Genomic DNA, 25,365 nt, shown 5'->3' with positions numbered 1-25,365 from the left:
TGCTCGGTGGACGCTTCAGCCATTCTTCCCGATGCCACGTACGAGATCGAGTGCCGTAAAGTGAGACTCGATACTACGGATGAATCATGGCATCTCGGAGCATTCATGAACCCCCGGTTGGTCATCTTCGACAACGACGGCGTCCTCGTCGACAGCGAATCCATCGCCCACCGCGTGCTGTCCGGCTATCTGACGGAACTGGGATTCCCCTTCACCCTGGAAGAGTCCTACCGGCACTTCCTCGGGAACGCGGCCCGTACGGTCCACACGGTCGTCGCCGACCGGTACGGCGGCACGCTGCCCGCCGACTTCACCGCACGCTGCAACGAGCGGGTTTTCGCCGCATTCGAGCTGGAACTGCGAGCGGTCCAGGGCGCGTCCACGGTCCTGACCGAGCTGCGGCGCCGCGGCATTCCCTACTGCTTGGCGTCGTCGTCCGACCACGCCTGGATCGACCTGACCCTGGAACGGACCGGACTGCGTCCCCTGCTGCCGCCCGAGGTGGTGTTCAGCGCCCAGGACGTCGGCGGTGTCGGCAAACCCGCCCCCGACCTCTTTCTCCACGCCGCCGCTTCGTTCGGCATCGACCCGCGTGACTGCCTGGTCGTGGAGGACAGCCCCAACGGGGTCAGCGCGGCGAGAGCGGCCGGCATGCCCGTCATCGGATACACCGCCCTGACCCCGGAAAGCTCCCTCACCGGAGCGACGCTCTTCGTCCAGCGTTTGACCGGAATTCTCGACCACCTGGTTCATGGCCATTGATCGGAAGTTGGCTGGCAGAATGACGATGGTTTTTGGCGGGTTTCCATATTACTGAAATGTTCGCTTGCTGGGACCATGCATTCATGACCCCTTCGAATGCGGCGGTGCTGCCAGAGAACGCTTTTTCGCCCCGCCGGTTGCTCGGGGAATAAGTGGTTTCGCTGAAGGAAACGACGTGGCACACCACCCGCCGGAACGGCCGCTGAGCAGACGCCGAGTGTGGCTGCTCGTGACCATAGGGCTGGCGCTCGTCCTACTCGTGGCGGTCGGGTTCGTCGCCGGTGCCTTGAGAAAAGAGGGATGGGCAGGCGAGCCGGGGACGCCGCCCATCGCGACGGAAGCCGACGACGACCACCCCCGGGACCAGGACACGGCCGGCGCCAAGCTGCCGACCGTCGACCGCGAGGGCTATCGGAGGCTTCCCGAAGGGGTGGCCGACCCCGCGCCGCTGGTGGAACGAGAGAACCCGAGAAGCGCGCGATACGGCGTCACCACGCTGATCCCGGCCTGCACACTCCTGACGCTCGCCGACCTGAAGAAGCACGGCCTCCTGCTCGCCCCCGACGTGCTGGGAGACGCCTACCAGCGGTCCGTCTTCGACGGCAGCGGCCACGGGCCCGTGGACCGGGGAAGCGAACTGTTCTTCCAGATCCAGCCGCCCAACTTCTGCCAGTACCTCATCCGGCCCAAGGGCCTGGTGAAGATCGAGGTGTTCCAGGAGACGTACACGAACCCCTCGGCGATGGTGTACGAGTTCAAGAGGTACGACGATCGGCCCCCGATAGGCGAAGTATCGATACGACGAGCCACCGCCGACCGAGCCGCCGGCGGGACCACCTACTCCAGATACGCTCTACGCCTGGGAAGGACCGCCGTGCGGCTGAGGATGTCGCTGCCGTCCGATGCCAAGGCCCGCAGCCTTGAACAGGCCCTGCTGGTGACGGTCGCGGAGAACCTGAAACGGCGTTCCGCCCATGCCACGGGAACCAGCCACATCACCTACGACAGCCCGCTGCTCACCTCGGCGCCGGCCGCCCCGTGCGCCGTCCTCCGGCCCGACGATTTCCGCGCTCTGTTCCGCCGGCCGCCGGCGCCGTTCGCCGAGGAGGGGCTCGGCTCGGCGGTCGGCCGGATCGACTTCAGCATCGGCACACACATCTCCGACGCCAGCGAGTACGCGTACACGACCACCCGATGCAAGCGGTTCACCGGCGCGGACTCCGTCGATCGGCACTCCCTCAGCGTCACCGTCACCGGCTATACGGCCGATGCCGCCGCCCAGCATGCGATGACCGTCTGGAGGGCGATGGAAGGCGGCAAGCCGCTGCGGCGCGCGGAGGCGTACTGCGTGAGCACCGACCAGGCGCGGGCGGCGGGCACGCTGATGATCCGCCAAGGACGGTTCGTGGCGGCCTTGTCCATGGCGGACCCGAGCCGTCCCCGGGGGAGCTTCGACCCGATGCAGCGGTGCGAGGCCCTGCTCGGCGTGGCGGCGCGCGTGGCGAACCGACTGAACGCCTCCCGCCACTGACCCCGGGGTCATCCAGCCACTCGGGTGTCGCCGGCGGTCAGTGTCGCGGGATGCGTGGTTCGTCGATGATGTACAGCCAGGTGCCGTCGGGTTGGCGTCTGGCCACTTCGACCGAGATGCCGGAGCTGGTGGCGTCGCCCGAATCGCCTGAGGTGAAGCTCCATTCGCTGATGATGAGCGCGATGTCACCACAGATAAGGATCCGGCGTGCTTCGCTGTCAATCGTCGGGGAGTCGGCGAGCATGGCGGCGTACATCGTGCGGATGGCCTCGCGCCCGCTCACCGGACCCGCCGGCGTATGGAAGACGGCGTCCTTCTCGTAGAGCTCGCTGAGCGCCGCCGCGTCGCCGGAGTTGAAGCGCGCGGTGAAGATCGGGTTGAGATCGGGCATGCGGCGACGCTACGGAACCTCGCGCGCCCGGTCTTGTAAGGAATTCACCTGCCGCACACACCCGCACGGCAGCGCGGCGCGCACGTACCGGCTCGGGCTCGTGCCGGTGAAGGCACGCAGGTCGCGCGCGAAGTGGGCCTGGTCGTGATAGCCGGCCTCGAACGCCGCCTGCTCCCAGCGTCCCTCGGCCCGGACGCGCCGCAGGGTCCCCCTGAGCCGCAGCAGCCGCGCCAGCGTCTTGGGCGGCAGGCCGAAGGAACGCCGGAACATCCTGACCAGATGCTGCGAGCTCCACCCCACGTCAGCGGCCACCGCCCCGATGGGAACCCGGCCTCCCGACTCGACCAGCCGCGTCCAGGCCGACAGCACCCCGGGAGCGACCGCGGGCCCCCGCACGGTCCGGTCGGCCCAGAAGCCCCGCATCGCGGCGAACCGCTGCTCCCAGGTACGTGCCTCTCCGACACGTTCCGCCAGCTCCGCCCCGGATGCGCCGAGCACCTCGCTCAGCCGGTGCGACGGGGCGGCGAGCTCGCCGAGGCGCCCGCCGAGAAGCCGGTGCGCCTCCGGCAACGTCAAGGTGAGCGAGGCCCACGCCCGACGGCCGCGCACCACGGGAGCCGCGGCGCGATACATCCGTCCGGCCGTGGTGACGAACCCGTCCGACGTCCCTCCGGTGAGGTCGACCACCAGCGACACGGTGGGCTCGGCCGGCACGATGAGCGCACCGGGCCACTGCGCCGTCTCGGTGCCGGTCAGCCGGATCCCCTCGCGCGTACCGCCGGCCACGAACCGCTTCGCCTCGACGTCCATGCGTCGATCATCTCCGAGCGCCGGATTCAAGGTGCGGGCCTTCAGCCCGGATGTACCGGCTGGAGGAGTTCCTCGCTGCCCCGGGAGACCATGACCCGGCCGCCGGCGCCGTACGTCATCTCGACCCGGAACTCGGCGAGCTGGTCGCGTACCCGCTCGGCCATCGCCTCGCCCGCGGCCAGATCCGCACGGGTCGCGAACAGCGTCGTCGTCAGGATCGAGCCGTCGTCCAGGGCGATCGCCTGATAGCCCAGCAGGCCGAGCGCCTGCTGGAGGCGATCGGCGAACTCGACGTCGATCTTGTTCATCAGGTCCGCCACCGTTCCCTCGCCGATGCGGTAGCGGCGAATCATCATGTACATCGCATACCTCCTCGGTTCGCGCCGGCGACCGGAACGTCGGTCACCACGTGGTGCCCGCTCGACGTCCCGGCTAACGCGGGTGAGTCATCGTCACGTGCGGGGCGTGCCACGGCGTAGGGCGTGTTCCCCGTTCGATCGGGTCGCCCCGTTCTCGGGATGCGACGCGTGAGGGGACGCGGCGAGCTGGCCGACGAGGGTGGCGAACGGCATGTCGAGAGCCGCGTAGACGTCGTTCGCGATCGGATCGGCGTTGTCGGCGAGGGCTTCGACCATGAGCGCGGCGTAGTCGCTGACGATCACGCCGCCCTGCTGCATCCGCAGGAGGCCGGTTTCGCGTTTGGTGCCCCAGAAGGTGCCCGAGGCGTCGACGGCGGCGTAGGCGTCGAGGCCCGCGCCGGTGATGGCCAGGGCGGGCAGCGCCACGCACACCTCGATCGAGACGCCGGCGATGATGATCTTCTTGCGGCCGGTGGCCTCGATCGCGGCGCGGACGCGTTCGTCGTTCCAGGCGTTGACGACGCTTCGGTCGATGACCTGCCCACCGGCGGGGAGCGCGGCGGCGAGCTCGGGGATGAGCGGGCCCCACATGCCGTCGGCGGCCGTGGTCGTGGCGATGACCGGCAGGCCGAGGAGAGTGGAGGCCCTGGCGAGGGCGGTCACGTTGTGCTTGAGGTCCTGGACGGTGATGTCGCGGACGCCGGTGAACAGGCCGATCTGGTGATCGACCAGCAGGACGGCGGCGTTGTCACGGGTGAGCGGCTCGTGGAACTCGTACATGGTGCCGTGCCCTCCGGTTTTAGTCGGTGTGCTTGCGGATGAACTCGCCGATGCGGGCCATGGACTCGCGGGCTTGGGGGAGGAAGGAGGTGAAGTGCTGCCAGATGTGCGGTGCCCCTTCGGTGATGACCAGGGTGGCGTCGGCTCCGGCGCGTTTGGCCGCGCCGTACAGGCGGATCGAGTCGTCGTGGACGACCTCCTCGGTGCCCACCTCGATCAGCAGCGGCGGCAGCGCGGTGAGGTCGGCGAACAGCGGCGAGACCGCGGGTGCGGCGGGGTCGGCGCCCTGGAGGAAGTCGGCGATCGCCCCTTCGAGACCTTCGCGGACGATGAACGGGTCGCGGTGCCGGCGATTCCACAACGAGGCGCTGGAGAGCGTCAGGTCGAACACGCCGGAGATTGTCACCCCGGCGGCCGGCAGCGGGAGTCCCTTGGCCCGGAGATCGGTCAGCAGCCGCAGGGTGAGATAGCCGCCGGCCGAGTCGCCGCCGACGGCGATCTTCCCGGGGCGGGCGCCCTGGCGGAGCAGGGCGCGGTAGGCGTCCAGGACCGCGTGCGGCGCGGCGGGGAAGGGCCGCTCGGGCGCGCGCGGGTAGTCGAGCAGGATCACCCTGGCCTGCGCCTGGACGGCGAGCTTGGCGCCCCATTCACGGTGGTTGGCCGAGCCGCCCTCGAAGAATCCGCCGCCGTGCAGGTACAGCACCACCCGTTCCTGGTCGTGCGTCTCGGGAATGACCTGCAGGCCGCTCAGGCCGTCGCCGCCGGTCCAGGGGGTGATGGTGACGTCGCCCGGGACCGGGAACCGCTCCGCCCAGCGCACGTACTCGTCACGGCGCTGCTCGCGCGGGTCGCGTCCGTCGTCGGGGGTGGTGCCCGGATGCATGTCGGCCAGCAGCCGGTGGGCGCGTCTCATCTCGGCCGGCATGGCCGGATCGGCCTCGTGCAGCGCCAGCACCTGCTCGACGTGCTCGCGTGGCGGCACGGCCGGCAGGAACGCCTCGGTCATGACGACTCCTGTCCGGGGAGGAGAACGGGCTTGATGACGGTGCCCGCGGCCATCGCCGCCGCGGCGGCCGTGATGTCCCGCAGGGGATAGGTGGTGATCAGTTCGTGCACCGGCAGGGAGCCGTCGGCCACGAGCCGGGCCGGCGCGGGCAGGAACCGGGGCGGGTCGCTGCGGCCCTCGACGATGCCGACGACCCGGCGGCTGTTGTTGACCAGGTCGGCGACGTCCAGGGGCGCGGTGGTGCCGAACGGCGGCGCCCCCACCACCCCGGTCATGCCGCCCGTGGCGGTGGCCTGGACGGCTTGCCGGAACACCGCCGGGACGCCGCTGCTCTCCAGGACCCGGTCGGCGCCGCCCCCGCTCAGGCCGGCGATCCCGGCCACCACGTCGGTGCGGGTGGCGTTCAGCGCGCGCGTGGCGCCGAGCTTGCGGGCCAGGCTCAGCCGGTCGGCGTGGCACATCCCGACCGCCTCGACGCCTACCAGGACCTCCGCCGGACGCGGCTCGTCCAGCTCGACCTCGGCCGGCGAGAACTCGCCTCCCGGCGCCGTGACGACGGCCGCGGTCACCTTGCGGCGCCCGGTCATGAGCGCCTCCTCTCGTGAAAGTCGCCGGTCATGAGCGCCTCCCCTCGTGAAAGTCGCCGGTCATGTGACGGGGATGTCGGCCAGCAGCGGGGCCGGGTCGTAGGGCAGCAGCACCACGTCCAGTTCGATGGCGACGCGGTCGCCGACGGTGGGGAGCCGCAGGCCCGGCAGGACCGGCGGGCGGATGCCGAACCCGCCCAGCGAGATCTCGCCCGTGGCGGTGAACGCGAGGTGCTCCTCCTCCGACAGCGGATCGGGCGCCGCGCCCCGCCAGCGCGTCTCCAGCTCGATCGGGCGGACGAACCCGTGCAGGTCGAGCTCGCCGTGCAGGACACCGGCGGTCTCGCCGGTCCGCTCCAGCCGGTCGGCGGACAGCCGCATCCGGGGGAAGGCGCCGGTGTCCAGGTAGTCGGCGGAACGCAGGTGCGCGTCGCGGGCGGGGACCCCGGTGCCGATGCCGTCCAGGTCGACGTGCACGGTCACGCGTGGCCGCTCGATCCCGTCGGGGAAGGCGATCGTGCCGTTCACCCGGGTGAACCGGCCACGCACCCACCCGGCCCCGCGGTGGACCGCGCGGAAGTGCACGCCCGTGTGCCAGGGGTCCAGGTGCCACAGGCGGTTGCCGATGAGGCGCTCGGTCAGGGAAGCAGCCGTGCTGAGCTCGGTCATGGGGATCGGCCCTCTCTCGTGCCCGTCCGGTCAGGTGGTCTTGGTGTGCTCGCGGACGAACGCGCCGAGGTTCTCCATCGCGGCCCGAGATTCGGGGACGTTCGCGTGGTAGATCGGGTACACGTGCGGCATGCCCTCGCCGCTCTCGAGGGTGGCGTCCACCCCGGCCCGCCGTGCGGCCTCGACGAAGAGCGCCGAGTCGTCGTACAGGATCTCCTCGGTCCCGACCTGCAGCAGCAGCGGCGGCAGCCCGGCCAGGTCGCCGAACAGCGGTGAGGCGAGCGGGTCACGCGGGTCGGCGCCGCCCAGGTAGGAAGGCGCGTAGGTGCTGAGCACCTCCGGCAGGACCCCAGGAGACCGATGGACGCGGCTCTCCCTGCTGGGCACGCTGTTGGTCAGGTCGGTCCAGGCCGACATGGCGACCACCGCCGCGGGCAGCGGCAGTCCGTGCTCCCGGATCGACAGCAACGCGGCGAGTACGGCGTTGCCGCCGGAGGAGTCGCCGACGAACGCGATCTGCTCGGGCCGGTGGCCCTGTTCCAGCAGCCAGGCGTAGGCGTTCCTGGTGTCGTCGATCGGCGCGGGGAAGTGGTGTTCGGGTGCGCGGCGCCACTCCACGCTGTAGAGCGTGGCCTCGGTGAACCGGGCGATGTCGGTGCCGAAGCCCCGGAACTGGCGGGTCGAGCCCAGGTGGTAGGCGCCGCCGTGCACGTACAGCACGATCCGGCCGGCGTCCGACTCAGGGACGGCGATCCGTAATCCCGGCAGTTCCGCGACCTCGTCGATGACCGCGTCGGCGGGCACCGGAAGGGCGAGGCTCTCGAACCGCTCCCGCTGCGCCTCGAGGCCGGCCGGCCCTTCGGGCTCGAACGGCAGGAACCGCACCTCGTGCAGCCTGGTGTAGATCTCCAGCATGGTGACAGCCATGAACATCCCCTTCTTCTCGGTCCGGCGCGTGGGTGTCACGCCGGACGTTCGGCCTGGTCGGCTTCCCGTCCAAACGGTAGGAACCCGGCCCGGGCTCCAGGAGGACCACAGGCGTCACGATGGGGACCGTCCGCGCCACGTCCGGCCGCTCCTCCGTCACCGATGGCGGCCGCCGAGCCGGCCGGGGCCCGGTCAACGCTCGGTGGCCGTCGCGCGGCGGACGGCCGCGGGCCCCTGGCCGTGCCAGCGCCGGACCGCACGCCGCAGCGCGCGGGCGTCGCTGTAGCCGACCTGAGCGGCGATGACGTCCATGCTCAGCGCGGTCTCCCGCAGGAGCCTGTCGACGCGTCGCTGCTGCATCAGCTCGACCTCCGCACGCCAGCTGGTGCCTTCCTCGCGCAGCCGGCGCTGCAGCGTACGCGGGCTGAGCGCGAGGGTGCGGGCCACCCGCATCAGGTCCGGGGGGCCCGCGGCCAGGGACTTCTCGAGCACGGTGTGGAACCGGTCCATCCAGCCGAGGACGTGGCGGGCGGTGATCACCGCCATCTCGGCGTGGCGGTCGAGGATCGCCGCGAGCACGGGATCGGCGCCCGGCAGAGGCGCGTCGGCGTCGGCCTCCGTGAAGGTGACCGACATGACGCCGGTGCCGAAGTCCACCCGTCGCGTTCCGCAGAGCTCGATCAGGCGGCGGTGGCGCCGCGGCGCCGGGCCCGGCAGCCCGATGTGCGACGGGCGCACCGGACGTCCCGCCACCGAGCTCGCCTTGGCCACCAGCAGCGCCGCGAACGCCTCGGATATCAGCGGGTAGCTCGGATGAACCGGAGCGGCTGCGTGCCAGCGGACGGTCACGCCCGTCACGTCGCGTTCCACCAGGAACTTGTCATCAGGAGTGCCGAGGGCAGGCATGTGACGACTGGCGCTCCGCAACGCCTCGGTGAGGGTGGCGGCGAAATCGAACTGGTATTCCCACACCCCCATCGCTCCCGGCGTGCACAGCTCGAGCACCCGCTCAGCGCCGCCCGCCGCCCAGATCAGGTCGAGCGACGCCTCCGCGATCCGGTACACCGCGGTCGCCGGGATCCGGATCCCGTCCTCGTGCAGCACGGTCAGCCCGGGAAGCAGCCTGGCCTGAGACCGGTCCAGCCCCGCCGACATCGCGGCCCTGAGCCACACCCGCGCCGGGTAGGGGGCGGCGGTGATCACCCCAGCACCGCCGCCCCCATGGTCCCCCGGGCCGCGGGGACCGTCAGCGGGCGTCGCCATCCACCCGTCCCGGCGAGACGGCGGGGCCATGCTGACGATCAGGTCCAGGGGTGTTCACTCGGATCATGAGGCATCTCCACCGGATCCACGCACACACGCGTTCTCTTTCCAAGATCGCATGTGGGATATGCGGGACGGCTGCAGGAAAGCTGCAACGGCACCGGGTTCAGCGCCGGAGGGTGGCGAGCCAGCCGGTCAGCAGGCGGTTGACCTCGTCGGGGCGCTCCTGCTGGACCCAGTGGCCGCAGCCGTCCAGGAGATGGGAGCCGGACAGGCCGGGCAGGGTGGTGGGGTAGGCGTCGATGGCGTCGGACATCCAGGTGGTGGAGGCGTCCAGGGCGCCGCCGATGAACAGGGACGGCTGCTTGATCGGGGCGCCCCGGTGCGGGGCGAGATCCGCCCAGTCCCGGTCCATGTTGCGGTAGCGGTTGAGCGCGCCGACGATCCCGGTGCGCTCGAACTCCCCGGCGTAGACGTCGAGGTCGTCCTCGCTCAGCCAGGCCGGGAGGACCCCCGTGGGGAAGCGGTCGCGCAGCCGGCCACCGTCCCGGGTGACGAAGTGCGGGTCGCGCTCGGACGGGGCGGGCATGGTGTCGGCGGACAGCGCCGCGTAGAGGCCCGCGAGCCAGCCCCGGACGTCGGGCTCGATCTCCGACTCGGCGCGGCCGGGCTCCTGGAAGTAGGAGACGTAGAACTCCTGCTCGGGGCCGCCGATCCGGCCGAAGACATCGCTGGGGCGAGGGCCGCCGGGCGGCGCGTAGGGGACGCTCAGCAGGCCGACGGCGCGGAAGACCTCGGGATGGAGCAGGGCGGAGGCGGCGGCGATGGAGGAGCCCCAGTCGTGGCCGACGATCACCGCGTTCTCCTCGCCGAGCGCGCGCACGACGGCGACGTTGTCCGCCACCAGGTCGAGCATCCGGTAGGCGTCGATCGCCGCCGGCTTGGCGGAACGGCCGTAACCGCGCACGTCGATCGCCACCGCCCGGTGGCCGGCCGCGGCGAGGGCCGGGAGCTGGTGGCGCCAGGAGTACCAGAACTCGGGGAAGCCGTGCACGAGCAGGACCAGCGGGCCACTGCCCTGCTCGACCAGGTGCAGGCGCCCGGCCGGGGCCTCGACGATGCGGTGGCGGAGCTCGGCGGTCGGCTCGGGTGGCACGGGCTTCTCCTCGGTTCGCGGCGGACGCGGCTACCCATCGATCATGCGGCGCGGCGCCCGCCCGGCGCGACTCGCCTTGCCATTCTGGCAAACTCGCAGGACAGAGCGATGGAGCGGCACGGCGGGAAGGAGCGGAAAGGTGGCGGTGGACGACGTGGACGGCACACTGGCCGCGATGGGATCCCGGTTGCGGGCCGCGCGCGAGCACCACGGCGCGACGCTCGCCGGTGTCAGCCGCGCGACCGGCATCTCGACGAGCACGCTGTCCAGGATCGAGACCGGCCGGCGCAAACCCACCCTGGAGGTGGTGCTGCAGCTGTCCAAGGAGTACGGCGTCTCCCTGGACGAGCTGACCGGCACCACACCCACGGCCGAACCGCGCACCCGGGCGCCGCTGAGCTTCGGCGACGACAAGGCGGTGCTGCCGCTGACCCGGTACGTCGGCGGCCTGCACGCCCACAAGCACGTCCTGCCCGCCGTCGAGGACCCGCCCACGCGGCCACGTCAGGTCTCCCACGACGGCCACGAGTGGCTGTGCGTCCTGTACGGGCGGCTGTGGCTCGCGCTCGGCGACCAGGACCTCATCCTGACCCACGGGGACGTCGCCGAGTTCGACACCCGCACCCCGCACGGGGTGACGAACGCCGGCCCCGGCGGTCCGACCGAGTACCTGATCATGTTCGGGCCGCAGGGCGAGCGCCCGCGGCCGCGCACCTCGGCCCGCCTTCGAAACAGACGCTGACCATACCTCGCCCAAGCCGCCGCGTGAGGTCCGGCGGGTAGGTCCCGATCATCCGTTGGATGGCAAAAGGGGCCGGGGGACGTCATGACCGCTGATCGCTACCGAGAGCCGGCCGAGCTGCCCTTCGAGGGCGGATACCCGACCGCCGAGACGACCCGCGCGCTGGATGAGGAGCTGTTCTTCCAGCGCGCGACCCAGGTGTACCTGTGGGCTCTGCCGGCGATGAACATGTACGCGATGTGCAAGAGCCTGGGGGAGTTGTCCGGCACCGGATACAACGTGATGTCGGTGTTCGAGAAACGGCTCAAGCCCAACACCCTGATCACCACCCCGAACTCCGACGTGATCTACGGGCTGGCCTTCGCCGACCTCAGCCGGACCGGGCCCCTGGTGATCGAGGCGCCGCCCCGGCTCCAGGCGCTGATGGACGACTTCTGGCACCGGCCGCTCACCGGCCCCGTCATCGACGGCAGGCGGTACCTCGGCGACGTCGGCATCCCCGGCCCCGACCACGGCGAGGGCGGCCGGTACCTCCTCGTGCCCGAGGGCCACGAGGAGCAGGTGGACACGCGGGACCACTACGTCTACACCAGCCGCACGAACGGGGTGTTCGTCTTCGTGCGTGGCTTCTTCACCTCGGTGAAGGACCTGTCACCCGGCGTCGACTCGGTGGAGAGCATCACGATCCGCCCACTGAGGGGTGAGGCCGTGCCGATGGTGTTCCCGCACGTCTCCGACGTCCCCGCGAACGCGCTCTTCCCGGTCGACGGGACCTATTTCGACCTGCTGGAGGAGTTCGTCCAGAAGGAGCGGGTGGACGCCGTCGACCCGTACATGCACGGCATGCTCGCCGCCCTGGGCATCGCGAAGGGCAAGCCGTTCCGGCCCACGGCCCGGCAGCGGGAGCTGCTGGACCTGGCCGCCCGTACCGGCCGGCGGATGGCCAAGAACATCGCGGCCGGCCGCGACGGCGCCGACAAGGCGCACACCGACGTGGACGCCAAGGCGCACATGTTCATCAACCACTACTCCATCAGCACCGGCATGATCACCTCCATCGTCGGCATGGGCGCCAAGTACGGCAACGCCTACAAGGACGCCGACGGCGACCACCTCAGGGGCGAGCACGTCTACCGCATCGACCTGCCGCCCGACCCGCCCGCCTCGCTGTTCTGGTCGGTGACCGTCTACGACGCGGACACGGCCGGCGGCGTGGACGCGCCGGGCCAGGTGTACCCGTCGCTGAACGGCATGAACGACCTCGACCGCAACGACGACGGCTCCATCACCCTCTACGTCGGCCCCGAACCACCCGAAGGCGCCAAGAACTGGCTCAGGTCGGTGCCGGGTCGCGGCTGGTTCAGCCTGTTCCGCTTCTACGGCCCCACGCGGGAGTTCTTCGAGCACGAGTACAAGCCCGGCGACTTCCACAAGGTCGAGGGTGCGCGGTGAGCCTGGGCGCAGCGATCGGGGACCTGCTGCCGTCCGCGGTCGGCGTCGCGCTCAGCCCGGTGCCGATCATCGCGGCGGTGCTGATGCTGATGTCGCCCGCCGCGGCCCGTACCGCCCCGGCGTTCGCGCTCGGCTGGATCTGCGGGCTGCTGGCCGTCACCACCGTGGTCGTCCTGGTCGCCGATCCGGCGAAGGCGGGAGAGGAAGGCGGCCGTACCTGGACGGCGATCGTCAAGCTGCTGCTCGGCGTGCTCTTCCTGGTGATGGCCGTCAAGCAATGGCGATCACGGCCACGCGACGGCCAGGAGCCGCGGATGCCGGGGTGGATGGCGGCCGTCGACCGGATGCCCGTGCCTCAGGCGTTCGGCCTGGGTGCGCTGCTGTCCGGGCTCAATCCGAAGAACCTGGCGCTGGCCGTGGCGGCCGCCCTGGTCATCGCCGAGTCGAATCTCACCGTGGGAGGCACCGCCGCGGCCGTTCTGATCTTCGTCGTCCTGGGCAGCCTCACCGTCGCCGGGCCCGTCCTGGCCTTCCTGCTCATGCGCGACCGGATCCGGGCGCCGCTGCTTTCGGCCAAGGACTGGCTCGTCGCCGAGAACGCCACCGTGATGTTCGTGGTCCTGCTGCTCCTCGGGGTCGTCATGATCGGCAAGGGGCTGGCAGGGTGGTGACCGTCGGCTAGACGGGTCCCAGGTCCCACAGCCGGGTCAATGACCTGCCCCCGTTGCCCTCGTATTCCGCCGTGAGGACGACGGTTCTGTCCCCGAGTCGTCCCAGCGCCACTCCCACAACGCGGCCAGTTCCTCCACCGCGTCTCCGCCGGTGATGCGAATCCGTACGTCCACGTCCCGTCCTTTTCGCTGTTCGGATCGTTCGGACAGAGCGGCCTTGAAACAACGAAGCCACTTGCCACTTTGATACAGATGCGAAAGGCGGAGGTGATTATCGCCGGAAATAGCTGTTCGAGAGAACGCGTCCAGGACCCCGATCCAGGAAGCAGCCCTCAGCTCCTCTCTCCTGTGATCCCACCCAGGCGGTGAAGCCCTCGACCGGGTCGAGCCCGTTCCTGCGCATGTGCAGCGGCAGGTCCGGGGCTTGCGTCGTCGTCTGATCCGTACGGGCCCTTGTCCTCGGGTGCGGTGCCGAGGACAAGGGCAGGGGCAGGGCGGCTCAGGGCTGGGTGTCGAGCCACTCCTGGAAGGTGGGTCCGGCGAGCTTGGCGTGCGGGCCGGGTAGGAAGGCGCCGCCGGCGGCGAGTTCGGCGTCGGGCATGCCGGAGCCGTCGACGGCGACGACCTTGATGCCTCGGCGGGCGCCGAGGAGCCGGGCCGCCTCGGCCAAGATCTCCTTGCGGGGTCCGGCGATCTCGGGGATCGGCGTACCAGGCGCGGCGGGGGCGGTGGCCAGGTCGACCAGTTCCTCGGCCACGGTGCGGCAGGCCACGAGCTGAGTGGGCAGCGCCGGAAGGTAAGCGACGTCGCCCTGCCGCCAGTCCAGGAGCCGGCCGACGAACTCGTGGAACTGCGCGGACCGCAGGATGCGGACCGGGATCGGGCCGGACAGGAGGAGCTCCTCGTGCACCTTCTTGGCGGCGAGGAAACCGGCGGTGGACCTGTCGGCGCCGATGATGGACGCCATGACGATCCGCGCGACCCCCGCCTTCTGGCCGGCCTCGTGCAGGACGCGGGCCGACGTGCGGAAGAACTCCGTCGCGGCGTCCTGGTCGGAGGAGTGCCACGAGGCGACGTCGATGACGGCCGCGGCCCCGGTGAGGGCTTCGGCCAGGCCCTCGCCGGTGGTGATGTCCACGCCGGTGGCCCGGGACATCGGTACGACCTGGTGCCCCCTCTCGGTGAGGACGTCGACGACGTGGCGGCCCAGCCGCCCGGTGGCTCCCGCCACCGCGAACCTGATGCTGCTGCTCATGCTGTCCGCCTTCTTCACTCGCTGTAGTTCCGGCCGGGAGGCATGCCGGGGATCGGCTTGGCGATGAGCGCGGCGGGGGTGAAGAAGCCGATGTGCGCGATCGCCATGATGAGCGACCACATCGCCTTGTCGTCGTAGTGCGCGGACGCTCTCGCGTACAGCTCGTCGGGGACGCGTTCCCCCGACGGGTTCGGGGTGAGGACCGCCTCCACGAGTTCCAGCGCCACGCGTTCGGCGGCGGTGAAGCAGGTGGCGTCGCGCCAGGTGGCCACGGCGGTGATGCGTTCCTCCGACTCCCCGCGCCCGCGCAGGTTCCCGGTCTCCCGGACGGCGAAGTACGTGCTGCCGAGCAGCTGCCCGGCACGCAGCTGCAGCAGGCCGATGGTCGTCGGGGGGATGACACCGTTCTGGAGGGCTTTGTGCAGACCTTGGCCGACTTCCGCCATCTCGGGGAGGAAGGGGAGGGGGTTGGGCATACGCGACCGCTGACCGGTCGCCGGGGACGTGGACATGGGAGGGCTTTCCCTTCTCGCTCTCAACCTGACGACCACGAGACGTCGGCGCCCCGGTTCCCGTAACAGCGCGGCCATGTGACATAGGCCATCCTTCCCGCGTGTTACGAAGCGGTGGGGATCGACGTCTTGTGCGTATGGCAGTGCTGAGAACGAACAGGCAGGAGCGGGACGTGGCCACCGAGGCGTTCGTCGCTCACCGCAACCTGCTGTTCACCGTCGCCTACGAGATGCTCGGCTCGGCCGCCGACGCCGAGGACGTCCTGCAGGAGACCTGGCTGCGCTGGGTGGACGTCGATCTCGACGCCGTCCGGGAGGAACGCGCCTACCTGGTGCGGATCGTCACCCGGCAGGCGCTGGACCGGCTACGCGTGCTCGGCCGGCGCAAGGAGTCCTACGTCGGGCCGTGGCTGCCCGAGCCGCTGCTGACCGCGCCCGACGTGGCCGAGGACGTCGAGCTCGCCGAGAGCGTCTCGATGGCGATGTTGCTGGTGCTGGAGACGCTTCAGCCGATCGAACGGGCGGTGTTCGTGCTGCGCGAGGTGTTCGACCTGGATTATGACGAGATCGCCGAAGCCGTCGGCAAGAGCCCGAACGCGGTCCGCCAGCTCGCCTACCGGGCGCGGGCGCACGTCGCCGCGCGCCGGCCACGCGGCAGCGCCTCCCCGGCCGAGACGCGGGCCGTGCTCCAGGCTTTCCAGCGAGCGGTCGAGACCGGTGAGCTGCAGAGCCTGCTCGACGTCCTCGCGCCGGACGTCGTCGCCCTGAGCGACGGCGGCGGAGTCAGACACGCCCTGCCGCGGCCCGTCGTGGGGATCGGCGACGTGGCTCGCCTGCTGGCCCTCGGCTGGTGGAAGCGCGACGCGCAAAGGTCGGTCGAACTGGTGCAGATCAACGGCGGGCCCGGGCTGCTCGTGCGAGCCGACGGCGAGATCGACGGAGTGGTGGCGGTGCGCGTGGAGAACGGCTACGTCACCGGCGCCTACCACGTGCGTAATCCCGAGAAGTTGTCGCGGGTGGCGCGGGAGACCGCCGTCACCCGCTGAACCCGGCGAGCCCGGCCCCTGCTCGACGTCACGGGCTCTGCTGATCGGCGCCGGGCGTCACTTCCTCCCTGGACGGCAGAAGCAGGCCGGGAGCCGTGGCGGGCAAGCCGAACGAGGCGGGATCCACGCCGGAGGCGGCCCGCAGATCCACCTCACCGCCGTCGAACCGGGCGCCTTCGAAGGTGACTTCGCTGCCGTTGAATCGCGCCGCGCCGAAATAGGCCTTGCCGTTCAGAAAGCGCGCCTGGTCGAACCAGACCTTGCCGCCACCGAACCGTGCGCCGTGGAACCAGACCTCGGCGCCGCAGAAGTCGGCCCCGAAGGACACCTCTCCGCCGCGGAACTGCGTGCCAACCAGCCAGATCACGCCGCTGGAGAACTTCGCGCCCTGGAACGACAGCTCGCCGCCGATCAGCTCCATGTTGGACAGGACCACCTCGCAGCCGGAGAATTCCGTGTCGTGGAACCAGACGTTTCCGTCGACGATCTGGGCGCCGTTGAACATCAGCGTTCCCGATGAAAGCCGCACGCCGAAGAAGGGGACATCGCAGTCGATCACGGCGCCGGTGAAGTCGAAGTCGTGCCCACGCCACGACGGTCCCGCCGCCAGCCGCAGGCGAGCACCGATGAGCCCCCAGATCGTGCGTCTGACCTCCGCCATCGACCGCAGCAGGAGCCGATGTTCCACCGAGGCGTCCGGCTCGGGGCTGACCTCGTAAGGCATGCGCAGGTAAGCGCACAGCACGTCGATGCAGGTCTGGCGGCCGCCGGCCCAGTCGTCGGCCAGCGCGGCCAGGGCGTGCACGCCGGCCAGCCGTACCGCGGCCGCGTCGTCGCCGAGTTTGTCGCTGGCCTTGTCGAACCGCTCGGTGTACAGCTTGGCCTGCTCGCGGTTCTCGCCGGCCTCGGTGACGCGTTGCTTGCGGTAGGCGACCACCAGCGCCACCACCCCGCCGATGCCGGCCACGACGGCCAGCGAGATCTTCACGATCTCCAGCACCTCGCCCGTGCCGGGCTTGATCGCGGCCAGATCCACCGGGCCCAGCGCCGACAGGATCAGCGTGATCAGGCCGGCGGCCACGGCGCCGGCCAGCACGATGGTGGCGGCCAAGGCGACGCTGATCGGGACCAGCCGTACCTGGAGTTCGGCTCGGCGCTGCCGTCGATCGGTGGTCCGCGCGGCTCGGCGCAGGCGTAACCCGCTCACGATCCCCAGACTGCCCGACCGTGCCCCGGCGCGGTGCCGGATCACCGGGAAACGCGCCGGACCGGAGCGCCGTCCCGCGGGCGATGCGGGACCGAAGACCCGTCCCGTCCTTCGGATTTCAGTGACACAGGGCCTGGTTCGGCCAGGACGGCACGTGTCTGCGCCATTCTTCGTCGGTCAGGTCGGCCCTGGTCGCGGCGCAGACATGTGCCGCGGCGCGCGTCACATCCGTGGTCCAGCGAAGGACGTCGCCGGTCACGCCGCCGGTCAGCAGCCCGCCGGGGACGTAGGCCACGCCGGCCAGGCCGGTGCTCGCGGTGAAGGTCACGGTGGCCGAGCGGCTTCGGACGTCCCACAGGCGGACGGTCTTGTCCAGCCCCGAACTGGCCAGCTCGCGCCCGTCCGGGCTGAAGGCCACCTTCAGCACCTCGGCGGTGTGCCCGGTCAGGACGGCGAGCCGCGTGCGGCTCCCGGCGTCCCAGAGGCGGACGGTCTTGTCGTCGCCGGCGCTCGCCAGCGTGGCGCCGTCCGGGCTGAACGCGACGTCGCGCACCACACTGGCGTGGCCGGTCAGCGGCCCGCCGAGCGGCCTCCGGGTCGCCACGTCCCACAGCCGCACGGTCGTGTCGTGCGCGGCGGTGGCGAGAAGACGCCCGTCGGGGCTGAACGCGACACCGGTGACCGAGTTGGTGTGGCCGGTCAGGGGGATGCCCACCTGTTCGCGTGCCGCCACGTCCCACAGCCGGACCGTATTGTCCATGCCGGCGGTGGCGATCAAGGCCCCGTCGGGGCTGAACGCGACTCCACGGACCCAGCCGGTGTGACCGGTGAGCGGATCACCGAGCGGCTCGCCGCTCGCCGTGTCCCACAGGCGAAGCGTTCCATCCCAGCTGGCGGTCACCAGGAGCTTTCCCCGCGGGCCGAACGCCATCGCGCGGACCTCGGCGGTGTGCCCGGTGAGCGGAGCGCCGAGCGGCCGGTTGCCGGAGACCTGCCACAGGCGCACGGTCCGGTCGTCGGAGGCGGTGCCCGCGACGCCGCCCGGGGTGAACGCGACCGCGTACACCGCGTCGGTGTGCCCAGGCAGCAGGGTCGTCCGCAGCCGCCAGATCAGGACGGAGCCGTCGGAGTCGCCGCCGCTGAGCGCCGAGCCGTCGGGGCTGAAGGAGATGTTGAACACGCTGCTCGTCGAGCCGATCAGCGGGGTGCCGAGCGGCCGACCGGTGGCCACGTCCCACAAACGGACCGTCTTGTCCCAGCCGCTGCTGGCGAGGATCCGGCCGTCCGGGCTGAACGCCACGCCGTAGGTGACGTTGGTGTGCCCGCTCAGCGGGTCGCCCACCGGCGTCCTGGTCGCGACGTCCCACAGCCGCACCGACTTGTCGCCGCCGGTCGAGGCCAGGAGCCGGCCGTCCGGGCTGAACGCCACGCCGTACGAGACGCTGGTGTGCCCGGTCAGTGGGCGGCCGATCGGTTTCCCGGTGGCGAGGCGCCACAGCCGCACCGTCTTGTCGTTGCCGGAGCTCGCGACCGTGGAGCCGTCGGGGCTGATCGCGATCGCCGTGATCGGGCCGCTGTGCCCGGTCATCGGCATTCCCACGGCCAGTCGGGTGGCGGCGTCCCAGATCCGCAGCGTGCCGTCGGCGCCGCCGCTCACCAGCAGGCGCCCGTCCGGGCTGAACGCGACGCCGGTGACGACTCCCGTGTGGCCGGTGAGCGGCGCGCCGATCCCTCGGCGTCCGGTGACGTCCCACAGGCGCAGGGTCTGATCGGTGGAAGCGGTGACGAGCATCGACCCGTCCGGGCTGAACGCCGCGCCGTTCACCATCGCGGTGTGGCCGGCGAGCGGCGGGCCCAGCGGCTCGTGGGTCGCGGCATCCCACAGCTGGACGGCGCCCTTGTCCGCCGCGGTCGCCATGACCCGGCCGTCCGGGCTGAACGCCACATCGCGAACCTCGCCGCCGCGGCCGGGGACCCTGATGGGCAGCGCCACCGCTTGGGTGCTGATCAGGCTGTTGCGGGTGTCAGGCAGGTCCGGCGCGATCCGCCACGCGGCCAGGCTGAGCTGGGCCGCACGCAGCGGATCGACCTCCCGCAGCGCCGTCGCCTCGGCGACGAGCTGGCGCGCGACCGCCCCCCGGTGCGCCTCGCGGGCGTCGTTGCGCTGAATCACGGTGATCACCGTCGCGGCGGCCAGCAGCGCCACCACCACCGCCGTGATGACCCGGATCCGCAGGGCCCGCCGCTTGCGCACCCGGATCCGCTTGTCCCGCAACCGGACCGCCTCGTCGAGGAACTCGCGTTCGCCGGCGTTGAGCGCCGCGGCGTGGTCCGGCAGATCGGCCCACGCCGTCGCCTGATCGAGTTGAGCGGCACGGTAGAGCAGCTCGGGATCGCGGTCCGCGGACCGCCAGACCTGAGCCGCGTCGGTGAGCCGGCGGTGCAGCACCAGCCCGTCGCGGTCGTCGGTGAGCCAGCGCCGCAAGCGCGGCCAGGCGCGGATGAGCGCCTCGTGCGCGACCTCCACGCTCTCCTCGCCGATCACCACCAGCCGGGCCGTCGCCAGCCGGTCCAGCACCCCGGTCACGGTCGCCCGGTCCGCGACCGTGGCCAGCTCGGTGTGCGCGGCCCGCCGCCGGGTGTCCTCGGTGCCGTCGCCCAGAGCCGTCAGCCGGAGGAACACCCGGCGAGCCGCGTCCTTCTCCGCGTCGTCGAAGTCGGCGTAGGTGCGCTCGGCGGTCTGCGCCAGCGCCCCTTGCGCGCCGCCGGAGGCGTGGTATCCGGACTGGGTCAGTACGTTGCCGCGCCGGCGGCGCCAGGTTTCGAGCAGGGCATGGGACAGCAGCGGCAGGCCGCCGGGCTCGTCGGCGATGTCGGCCAGCAGCGTGGCGATGAGTTCCCGCTCGACGTTCAGCCCGGCACGCAGCGCGGGCTGCGTGATGGCCGACCGGAGCTCGTCTTTCGTCATCGGCCCGATGAGCGCTTGGGCGCCCTGGTTGAGCACCTCCGCCAGGCCGGGATGCGTCGCGCAGTGGCCGTAGAAGTCGGCGCGGATTCCCAGCACGACGGTGGCCACCCGCTCCGCGCCGAGTGCCGCGTCCAGGAGCTCGTCGATGAAGGCCGCCCGCTCGGCGAGGTCGGGGCACAGGGTGAACAATTCCTCGAACTGGTCGACCACCAGCAGGACCCGCTTGTCGCCGCCGGGGTCGGCGAGCCGCAGCGTCCGATCGAGCCAGCCGGGTTCGCCGTGGCCGGGGGCATCGTGGTCGGGTGCGCTGTGGCTTGATCCGCTGTGGCAGGGTGCGTGCCCGGCCCAGCCGGCCACGGCGCCGGCCAGCTCCTGCATCGGCGATCGGGTGGGGGTCAGGAGAATCCACGACCACTCGTGCCCGGAGAACGCCGGGTGCGACCGCGACGCCGGCAGGAGCCCGGCGCGGATCAGCGAGGACTTCCCGCTGCCTGACGCGCCGAACACCGCGACCACGGGCGTCCCGGTGACCAGATGCACCACGTGCTCGACCAGCCGCTCCCGGCCGAAGTACCGGTCCACGTCCTGCGGCCCGTACGCGGCGAGCCCGAGATAGGGCGCGGCGGAGTCGCCCCCGGAGCCGCTGCCCCCGAGTTCGGCCTCGGCCTCGCGCCAGCGTTTCTCCCACGCCGCGCGGTCACCACCGCACGCGGCGACATAGGCCAGGGTGACCGCCAGGCTCGGCAGGCGCTCGCCGCCCGCGGCCTCGGCCAGCGCGGTCACCGAGTAGTGAACGGCCTTGGCCATCGTCCGGTAACTGGGCCGCCCGGCCGTGTCGCGCAAGCCGCGAAGTTCGTGCGCGAGTCGCTGCACCGGTCCGGCGGCCGGGTCCAAAGCCCGCTCAGGCCTGCCCATCTCCGCCCCGCCTCGCTGTAGTTGTTTGTTCAGTGCTCGACCTGGGGCTGAACAAGTCGGGGCAAACCTAGCATGCGGTAGACCACTGCCTCAGGCAGAGGAAGGCGGCATGTGAACCGACGAAGAGCAGGGCAACGGTGGATCGCGGCCGGCGCCGTTCACGAGCGCCTGCCGGCGAGCGCAAGGCTCGCCGGGGTCGTGATGTCTTGTCTCGTCTCGTAAATCCAGGACCAGGATCAGGAGCCGGCATATCGGGGGACCATGGCCGCATCGCGGCGATGGGTGATGCCGGCCATCCCTGTCATCTCAGCTCCCGTTTCCGCCGGCGCGTCTCTCGCGCCGGCGGAGGACCCGGCCTCTCGATGCGGACCGCGACGGCGTGGATGACCGTACGGAGGCGGGAAAACCCGGCGGAATCGACCTGTCAACCTCAATCTCGGGAGGACCTTGTGCTCAAGAGTCGCATCTCGACGCTGATGGCGGCCTTACTGGCCGGCCTCGGCCTCAATCTGATCGTCTGGGTTCCTCCAGCCGGTGCCGCCTTGTGGCCGGCGCTCGGCGGAACGAAGAACCTGACCAGCTGGCCCGTGCAGGTGGCCAAGAACTGGACCTGCAACGACGGCAACCGGTGGGAAGCGTGGGACCCTCCGTCCTGCGATGGAGAGAATCCCACGCTCACACTACGCCAGAACGATCACACGCCGTCCTGGGAGGACTGGGACCTGTTCCGCGTGGATCAGGGATGCCGATACGAATGGAGCATCCAATACGCGTGGAACTCCCTGGGCAGGTATCGCCAGTCACCGATCGACCGAAGGACCAGCGGCCCCGTCTGGGTGCGGGTGCACAGTGACCAGCATGCCTACATCGACAACGTGACGTGCAACATTCCGCCGCCGGCCAATCCGCCCGGCCCGCCACCTCCGGAGCCGCCGGATTCGTCACCCCCGCCCCCGATCAAATCGGAACCGGTGCCGGCGCCGCCCCGTAACCGCGCGGACCTGAACGGCGACAACAAAGCCGACCTGCTGGCGATCTACGACGGCAGCGGCGGCATGTACTGGTACCCGGGCAAAGGCGACGGCACTTTCTGGTCCGCCCGCTACATCGACCAGGCCGGATTCAAGCTGATGGCCAAGGGCGACCTCAACGGCGACGGCAAGGCCGACCTGCTGGCGCTCTACGAGGGCAGCAACACGCTCGCCTGGTATCCCGGCAAGGGCGACGGCACCTTCTGGTCCGCTCGCCTGGGCGGCACGGCGAACTTCCGCCACCTGGAACTCGCCGACGTCAACAGGGACGGCAAGCAGGACATGATCGCCGTCTACACCGGCAGTAACACGCTCGCCTGGTATCCGGGCAAGGGGGATGGCACCTTCTGGTCCGCCCGCGAGCTCGGCACCGCGAACTTCAAGAACCTCGCCCTGGGCGACCTCAACGGCGACGGCAAACAGGACATGCTCGCCATCTACGACGGCAGTAACACGCTCGCCTGGTATCCGGGCAAGGGGGACGGCACCTACTGGTCCGCCCGCGAGCTCGACACGGCGAACTTCCGTCACCTGGAACTCGCCGACGTCAACGGCGACGGCAAGCAGGACATGTTCGCCATCTACGAAGGAAGCAATGGAATGCACTGGTACCCGGGCAAGGGCGACGGCACCTTCTGGTCCGCCCGCTACATCGACCAGGCCGGATTCAAGCTGATGGCTCTGTAGCCGGCATGGGGTGCACGGTGTTCCCGCGTCCCCGGTGAGGGATCGCGAAAGCGCCCGCCGCTCCGGCAGGAGCGGCGGGCCCGCGGTGCTCGCACGGCACCGCCGCCCTCGGCGCGGACGATCGGGGGTGGGGGCTGAGACTGTAAATCAACTGAAATGAGGCCCTGGCAGCATGCGAGGGCGCCTGCGGAACGGGGAGGCAGGCGCCCAGATGATCGAACGCGGGCCCGCGACCCTTCACGGGTCGTGGCCGGCGCTCATCAGGACCGCTCAAGGGCGGAAGAACTCGGGGGGTGAACTCCACGGCGAACATGCTCGTCGCCGTTTCCGGCCCGCGAAGCCCCGTTGACGGGGTGCCACGGGGACCGGCGAACGATGCGACCACCGACGACGCCGAACGAAGTGGAGGGCAAGTGCTCACGATGACGGATGAGCGCCCGGCAGCCGGCGGCATCCGGGCGGGCGGCACCGTACCGCTCGCGCTGGACTCGCTGGTGCCGGCGCCGCACTATCCCCGGCTGGGCGGGGTCAACGAAGATCATGTGCTGGTGCTGGCCGAGTCGCCGACGCCGCTGCCGCCGATCCTGGTGCAGCGCTCGATGCAGGTGATCGACGGCATGCACCGCGTCTGCGCCGCCCGGTTGCGCGGGGACTCGTACATCATGGCGGTGGTGCTCGACGAGGACGACACCGAGGCATACGTACGGTCGTTCACCGCCAACATCGCCCACGGGCTGCCCCTCACGCTGCGGGACCGGAAGGCGGGGGCCGAGCGGCTGCTCAGAATCTGCCCGGACAAGTCCGACCGCGCCATCGCGGCACTGGTCGGACTGTCCGGCAAGACGGTCGGAATGCTGCGGGGAAGGCTCGGCGACCTGCCACAGCCGACCGCGCGGGTCGGACGGGACGGGCGGGTCCGGGCGGTCGACGGCACCGAGCACCGCCGCCTCGCCGCGCGGCTGATGGCCGAGCGGCCCGGCGCGCCCCTACGGGAGATCGCCGCGCTCACCGGGCTGTCGACCTCGACGGTGAGTGTCATCCGCCGTCACCTGAAGTCGGGCGGCACGATCGAGACCCTGGCCGCGCGCCCGCCGCGCGCGGGGCAGGGCGGCGCGAACGACGTGGACCCCGACCCGGGCAGGACCCTCTCCCACCTCATGCGGGATCCGTCCCTGCGCTACACCGACGCCGGGCGCACGCTGCTGCGCTGGCTGCACGGGCATCCGATCATCGACGAGCCGGCCTGGCAGGACACCGTCGCGGCGATCCCGCCGCACTGCCTGCCGGCGGTGGTGCGGCTGGCGCGGCGCTTCGCCGGCGACTGGAACGATCTCGCGCGGCAGATCGAGGAACTTATGCTCTCGGACGCGGGCTGACAGCCCACCGCGTCTTCGTCGTCTCGACCCGGATCACTGAGGTGGCCATGGTGGCGGCGCCCACCGACCCCGGTCGCGGAGGTGGCCACGACGGTGGCGCCCGTCTATCCCGATCTCGGAGGTGGCCGCGATGGCGGCATCGATCGACCCTGACGTGCTCTTCCGGCAGGCCGACCGGCTCGCCGACGATCTGCGCACGCTCATCCCGATCGTCGGCGAGCGGGTGCGCGCCGTCGCGGAGCACCTGCGTTCGACGCCGCACGGCCCGGTCTACCTCGTCGGCTGCGGCGACTCACACCATGCGGCCAACGCCGCACGGATGAGCTACCACAGCATGGGTGAGGTCGCCTGCGAGGCGGTCAGCGCGCGGCGGTTCCTCGACTACGACGTGGCATCCCCGGCCTTCCGCCGGGGGCGGCCCGTCGTGGTGGGCGCGTCCGCCTCGGGCCGCACCCCGGTCGTCGCCGAGGCCATCGACGCGGCGCGGCGCGCGGGCGCCCGCACCGTCGCGCTGACCGGTGACGCCGGCGGCCCGGTGGCGGAGGCCGCCCGGCACCACGTGGCGCTGCCGCTGCCGGGGCTGGAGAGATCTCCTGGCGTCCGGACCTATCAGGCGACGCTGCTGGCCATGCTGCTGCTCGCCGCTGAGCTGGGACCCGCGGGGCTCGACGGGGTCGTCGCCGAGCTGGAAGCCCTTCCCGAGCACGTGGCCGCCACCGCCGCGACGGCACGGGCGGCCACCGGGGACATCGCGGAGGTGATCGCCGAATGGGGGACCGTCCTGGTGACGGGCGGCGGGCCCAACCACGGGACGGCCCAGTTCGTGGCGGCCAAACTCGTCGAGACCGCGGGCACGATGGCGGTGGCCCAGGACCCCGAGGAGTGGTGGCACGTCGAGCGCAGGTTCCGGCCCTCCGGTACGCCGGTCGTGGTGCTCGCCGCGCCGGGCCGCTCGTTCGAGCAGACGCGCGCCGTCGCGGCGGCCGCGGGCGAACTGGGGCGGCGGGTGGTCGCTGTCACCGGCCCGGCGGGCGGGATCGGGTCGCGGCACGTCGTCCCCGTGGCGACGGACACGCGTGAGGAGCTTTCGCCGCTGCTCTACCACGTCTTCGCCGCCTCCCTGGCCGCCCAGGTCGCGCGGCACCTGGGCCGGCGTGCCTTCGACGGCGACCCGCCCGGCTTCCCCGGCTCACTCACCGCCTTCCGCCGTTCCGCCATCCCGTCGTCCGACTGAGGAATCTCCGCAGTCGCGAGCCGCGGCC

The 25,365-nt window shown here is 71.3% G+C and carries 23 protein-coding genes; 9 read left to right on the top strand and 14 right to left on the bottom strand.

Annotation, left to right across the window (positions count from 1 at the left end):
* Positions 1 to 6 precede the first annotated feature (6 nt).
* A complete protein-coding gene (locus HII36_RS14885) occupies positions 7 to 762 on the top strand; it encodes an HAD family hydrolase (RefSeq protein ID WP_217369534.1) in 756 nt (251 codons plus the stop codon).
* 175 nt (positions 763 to 937) lie between these two features.
* Positions 938 to 2,293 (top strand): hypothetical protein, encoded by a 1,356-nt coding sequence (locus HII36_RS14880; protein WP_173523754.1) that lies wholly within the window; start codon positions 938 to 940, stop codon positions 2,291 to 2,293.
* Positions 2,294 to 2,330: 37 nt separating this feature from the next.
* Here the strand turns inward: HII36_RS14880 and HII36_RS14875 are convergent, their stop codons facing one another.
* The 10 genes from HII36_RS14875 to HII36_RS14830 form a co-directional block, all read right to left on the bottom strand.
* Positions 2,331 to 2,684 (bottom strand): YybH family protein, encoded by a 354-nt coding sequence (locus tag HII36_RS14875; protein ID WP_173523753.1) that lies wholly within the window; start codon positions 2,682 to 2,684, stop codon positions 2,331 to 2,333.
* Positions 2,685 to 2,693: 9 nt separating this feature from the next.
* Positions 2,694 to 3,494 (bottom strand): helix-turn-helix domain-containing protein, encoded by an 801-nt coding sequence (locus tag HII36_RS14870; RefSeq protein WP_173523752.1) that lies wholly within the window; start codon positions 3,492 to 3,494, stop codon positions 2,694 to 2,696.
* A 41-nt stretch (positions 3,495 to 3,535) separates the two neighbouring features.
* Positions 3,536 to 3,856 (bottom strand): hypothetical protein, encoded by a 321-nt coding sequence (locus HII36_RS14865; RefSeq protein ID WP_173523751.1) that lies wholly within the window; start codon positions 3,854 to 3,856, stop codon positions 3,536 to 3,538.
* A 90-nt stretch (positions 3,857 to 3,946) separates the two neighbouring features.
* On the bottom strand, positions 3,947 to 4,633 hold the full coding sequence (locus tag HII36_RS14860; protein WP_173523750.1) for an isochorismatase family protein: 687 nt from the start codon (positions 4,631 to 4,633) through the stop codon (positions 3,947 to 3,949).
* A gap of 19 nt (positions 4,634 to 4,652) precedes the next feature.
* Entirely contained in the window at positions 4,653 to 5,639 is a 987-nt protein-coding gene (locus HII36_RS14855; RefSeq protein ID WP_173523749.1) for an alpha/beta hydrolase, read from the bottom strand.
* Positions 5,636 to 6,226, bottom strand: a complete 591-nt coding sequence (locus HII36_RS14850; RefSeq protein WP_173523748.1) for a zinc-binding dehydrogenase — start codon at positions 6,224 to 6,226, stop codon at positions 5,636 to 5,638. The genes HII36_RS14855 and HII36_RS14850 overlap by 4 nt, the downstream gene beginning before the upstream one ends.
* A 60-nt stretch (positions 6,227 to 6,286) precedes the next feature.
* Positions 6,287 to 6,895: a YceI family protein gene (locus HII36_RS14845; RefSeq protein WP_173523747.1), complete on the bottom strand. Its 609-nt coding sequence runs from the start codon at positions 6,893 to 6,895 to the stop codon at positions 6,287 to 6,289.
* Positions 6,896 to 6,925: 30 nt separating this feature from the next.
* Positions 6,926 to 7,822: an alpha/beta hydrolase gene (locus HII36_RS14840; protein ID WP_173523746.1), complete on the bottom strand. Its 897-nt coding sequence runs from the start codon at positions 7,820 to 7,822 to the stop codon at positions 6,926 to 6,928.
* 192 nt (positions 7,823 to 8,014) lie between these two features.
* Positions 8,015 to 9,025 (bottom strand): AraC family transcriptional regulator, encoded by a 1,011-nt coding sequence (locus tag HII36_RS14835; protein WP_173523745.1) that lies wholly within the window; start codon positions 9,023 to 9,025, stop codon positions 8,015 to 8,017.
* Positions 9,026 to 9,251: 226 nt separating this feature from the next.
* Complete coding sequence (locus HII36_RS14830) at positions 9,252 to 10,241, bottom strand: alpha/beta fold hydrolase (RefSeq protein WP_173523744.1); 990 nt, start codon at positions 10,239 to 10,241, stop codon at positions 9,252 to 9,254.
* A gap of 139 nt (positions 10,242 to 10,380) precedes the next feature.
* Between HII36_RS14830 and HII36_RS14825 the strand changes: the two genes are divergently transcribed.
* The 3 genes from HII36_RS14825 (at position 10,381) to HII36_RS14815 (ending at position 13,106) form a co-directional block, all read left to right on the top strand.
* Positions 10,381 to 10,983, top strand: coding sequence for a helix-turn-helix domain-containing protein (locus HII36_RS14825; RefSeq protein ID WP_173523743.1), 603 nt, complete (start codon positions 10,381 to 10,383; stop codon positions 10,981 to 10,983).
* 84 nt (positions 10,984 to 11,067) lie between these two features.
* Complete coding sequence (locus HII36_RS14820) at positions 11,068 to 12,435, top strand: DUF1254 domain-containing protein (protein WP_173523742.1); 1,368 nt, start codon at positions 11,068 to 11,070, stop codon at positions 12,433 to 12,435.
* Positions 12,432 to 13,106 carry a GAP family protein gene (locus tag HII36_RS14815; RefSeq protein ID WP_173523741.1) on the top strand — a complete coding sequence of 225 codons (675 nt, stop codon included), beginning with the start codon at positions 12,432 to 12,434 and terminating at the stop codon, positions 13,104 to 13,106. Before HII36_RS14820 ends, HII36_RS14815 begins: the two co-directional genes overlap by 4 nt.
* 499 nt (positions 13,107 to 13,605) lie before the next feature.
* Here the strand turns inward: HII36_RS14815 and HII36_RS14810 are convergent, their stop codons facing one another.
* Both HII36_RS14810 and HII36_RS14805 read right to left on the bottom strand, forming a co-directional pair.
* A complete protein-coding gene (locus tag HII36_RS14810) occupies positions 13,606 to 14,361 on the bottom strand; it encodes an SDR family oxidoreductase (RefSeq protein ID WP_173523740.1) in 756 nt (251 codons plus the stop codon).
* 14 nt (positions 14,362 to 14,375) lie between these two features.
* Positions 14,376 to 14,807, bottom strand: a complete 432-nt coding sequence (locus HII36_RS14805) for a carboxymuconolactone decarboxylase family protein (protein WP_236003504.1) — start codon at positions 14,805 to 14,807, stop codon at positions 14,376 to 14,378.
* A 203-nt stretch (positions 14,808 to 15,010) separates the two neighbouring features.
* On the opposite strand from HII36_RS14805, the gene HII36_RS14800 reads away from it, so the two are divergent.
* Positions 15,011 to 15,919, top strand: coding sequence for an RNA polymerase sigma-70 factor (locus HII36_RS14800; RefSeq protein ID WP_173523738.1), 909 nt, complete (start codon positions 15,011 to 15,013; stop codon positions 15,917 to 15,919).
* 28 nt (positions 15,920 to 15,947) lie between these two features.
* On the opposite strand, the gene HII36_RS58640 is transcribed toward HII36_RS14800, so the two are convergent.
* Together HII36_RS58640 and HII36_RS14790 are read right to left on the bottom strand one after the other, a co-directional pair.
* A complete protein-coding gene (locus HII36_RS58640; RefSeq protein WP_173523737.1) occupies positions 15,948 to 17,126 on the bottom strand; it encodes a pentapeptide repeat-containing protein in 1,179 nt (392 codons plus the stop codon).
* Positions 17,127 to 17,244: 118 nt separating this feature from the next.
* Positions 17,245 to 20,937 (bottom strand): nSTAND1 domain-containing NTPase, encoded by a 3,693-nt coding sequence (locus tag HII36_RS14790; protein WP_173523736.1) that lies wholly within the window; start codon positions 20,935 to 20,937, stop codon positions 17,245 to 17,247.
* Between the two features lie 521 nt (positions 20,938 to 21,458).
* Between HII36_RS14790 and HII36_RS58635 the strand changes: the two genes are divergently transcribed.
* From HII36_RS58635 to HII36_RS14775, 3 genes are all read left to right on the top strand, one after another.
* On the top strand, positions 21,459 to 22,727 hold the full coding sequence (locus HII36_RS58635) for an FG-GAP repeat domain-containing protein (protein WP_173523735.1): 1,269 nt from the start codon (positions 21,459 to 21,461) through the stop codon (positions 22,725 to 22,727).
* A gap of 422 nt (positions 22,728 to 23,149) precedes the next feature.
* Positions 23,150 to 24,103: a ParB/RepB/Spo0J family partition protein gene (locus HII36_RS14780; protein ID WP_173523734.1), complete on the top strand. Its 954-nt coding sequence runs from the start codon at positions 23,150 to 23,152 to the stop codon at positions 24,101 to 24,103.
* A gap of 130 nt (positions 24,104 to 24,233) precedes the next feature.
* Positions 24,234 to 25,337 (top strand): SIS domain-containing protein, encoded by a 1,104-nt coding sequence (locus HII36_RS14775; RefSeq protein WP_173523733.1) that lies wholly within the window; start codon positions 24,234 to 24,236, stop codon positions 25,335 to 25,337.
* Positions 25,338 to 25,365: the final 28 nt, after the last annotated feature.

It is taken from the genome of Nonomuraea antri (assembly GCF_013283785.1).
GTDB classification, from domain to species: domain Bacteria; phylum Actinomycetota; class Actinomycetes; order Streptosporangiales; family Streptosporangiaceae; genus Nonomuraea; species Nonomuraea antri.
This window is presented reverse-complemented; position numbering and strand designations above follow the sequence as displayed.

What these genes read in the sequence shown, in the direction of transcription:
- HII36_RS14865 (WP_173523751.1), bottom strand. Translation starts at nt 3,856, where the DNA reads ATGTACATGATGATTCGCCGCTACCGCATCGGCGAGGGAACGGTGGCG.
- HII36_RS14850 (WP_173523748.1), bottom strand. Translation starts at nt 6,226, where the DNA reads ATGACCGGGCGCCGCAAGGTGACCGCGGCCGTCGTCACGGCGCCGGGA.
- HII36_RS14775 (WP_173523733.1), top strand. Translation starts at nt 24,234, where the DNA reads ATGGCGGCATCGATCGACCCTGACGTGCTCTTCCGGCAGGCCGACCGG.
- HII36_RS14800 (WP_173523738.1), top strand. Translation starts at nt 15,011, where the DNA reads ATGGCAGTGCTGAGAACGAACAGGCAGGAGCGGGACGTGGCCACCGAG.
- HII36_RS14860 (WP_173523750.1), bottom strand. Translation starts at nt 4,633, where the DNA reads ATGTACGAGTTCCACGAGCCGCTCACCCGTGACAACGCCGCCGTCCTG.
- HII36_RS14870 (WP_173523752.1), bottom strand. Translation starts at nt 3,494, where the DNA reads ATGGACGTCGAGGCGAAGCGGTTCGTGGCCGGCGGTACGCGCGAGGGG.
- HII36_RS14805 (WP_236003504.1), bottom strand. Translation starts at nt 14,807, where the DNA reads ATGGCGGAAGTCGGCCAAGGTCTGCACAAAGCCCTCCAGAACGGTGTC.
- HII36_RS14780 (WP_173523734.1), top strand. Translation starts at nt 23,150, where the DNA reads ATGACGGATGAGCGCCCGGCAGCCGGCGGCATCCGGGCGGGCGGCACC.
- HII36_RS14840 (WP_173523746.1), bottom strand. Translation starts at nt 7,822, where the DNA reads ATGGCTGTCACCATGCTGGAGATCTACACCAGGCTGCACGAGGTGCGG.
- HII36_RS14810 (WP_173523740.1), bottom strand. Translation starts at nt 14,361, where the DNA reads ATGAGCAGCAGCATCAGGTTCGCGGTGGCGGGAGCCACCGGGCGGCTG.
- HII36_RS14845 (WP_173523747.1), bottom strand. Translation starts at nt 6,895, where the DNA reads ATGACCGAGCTCAGCACGGCTGCTTCCCTGACCGAGCGCCTCATCGGC.
- HII36_RS14855 (WP_173523749.1), bottom strand. Translation starts at nt 5,639, where the DNA reads ATGACCGAGGCGTTCCTGCCGGCCGTGCCGCCACGCGAGCACGTCGAG.
- HII36_RS14875 (WP_173523753.1), bottom strand. Translation starts at nt 2,684, where the DNA reads ATGCCCGATCTCAACCCGATCTTCACCGCGCGCTTCAACTCCGGCGAC.
- HII36_RS14820 (WP_173523742.1), top strand. Translation starts at nt 11,068, where the DNA reads ATGACCGCTGATCGCTACCGAGAGCCGGCCGAGCTGCCCTTCGAGGGC.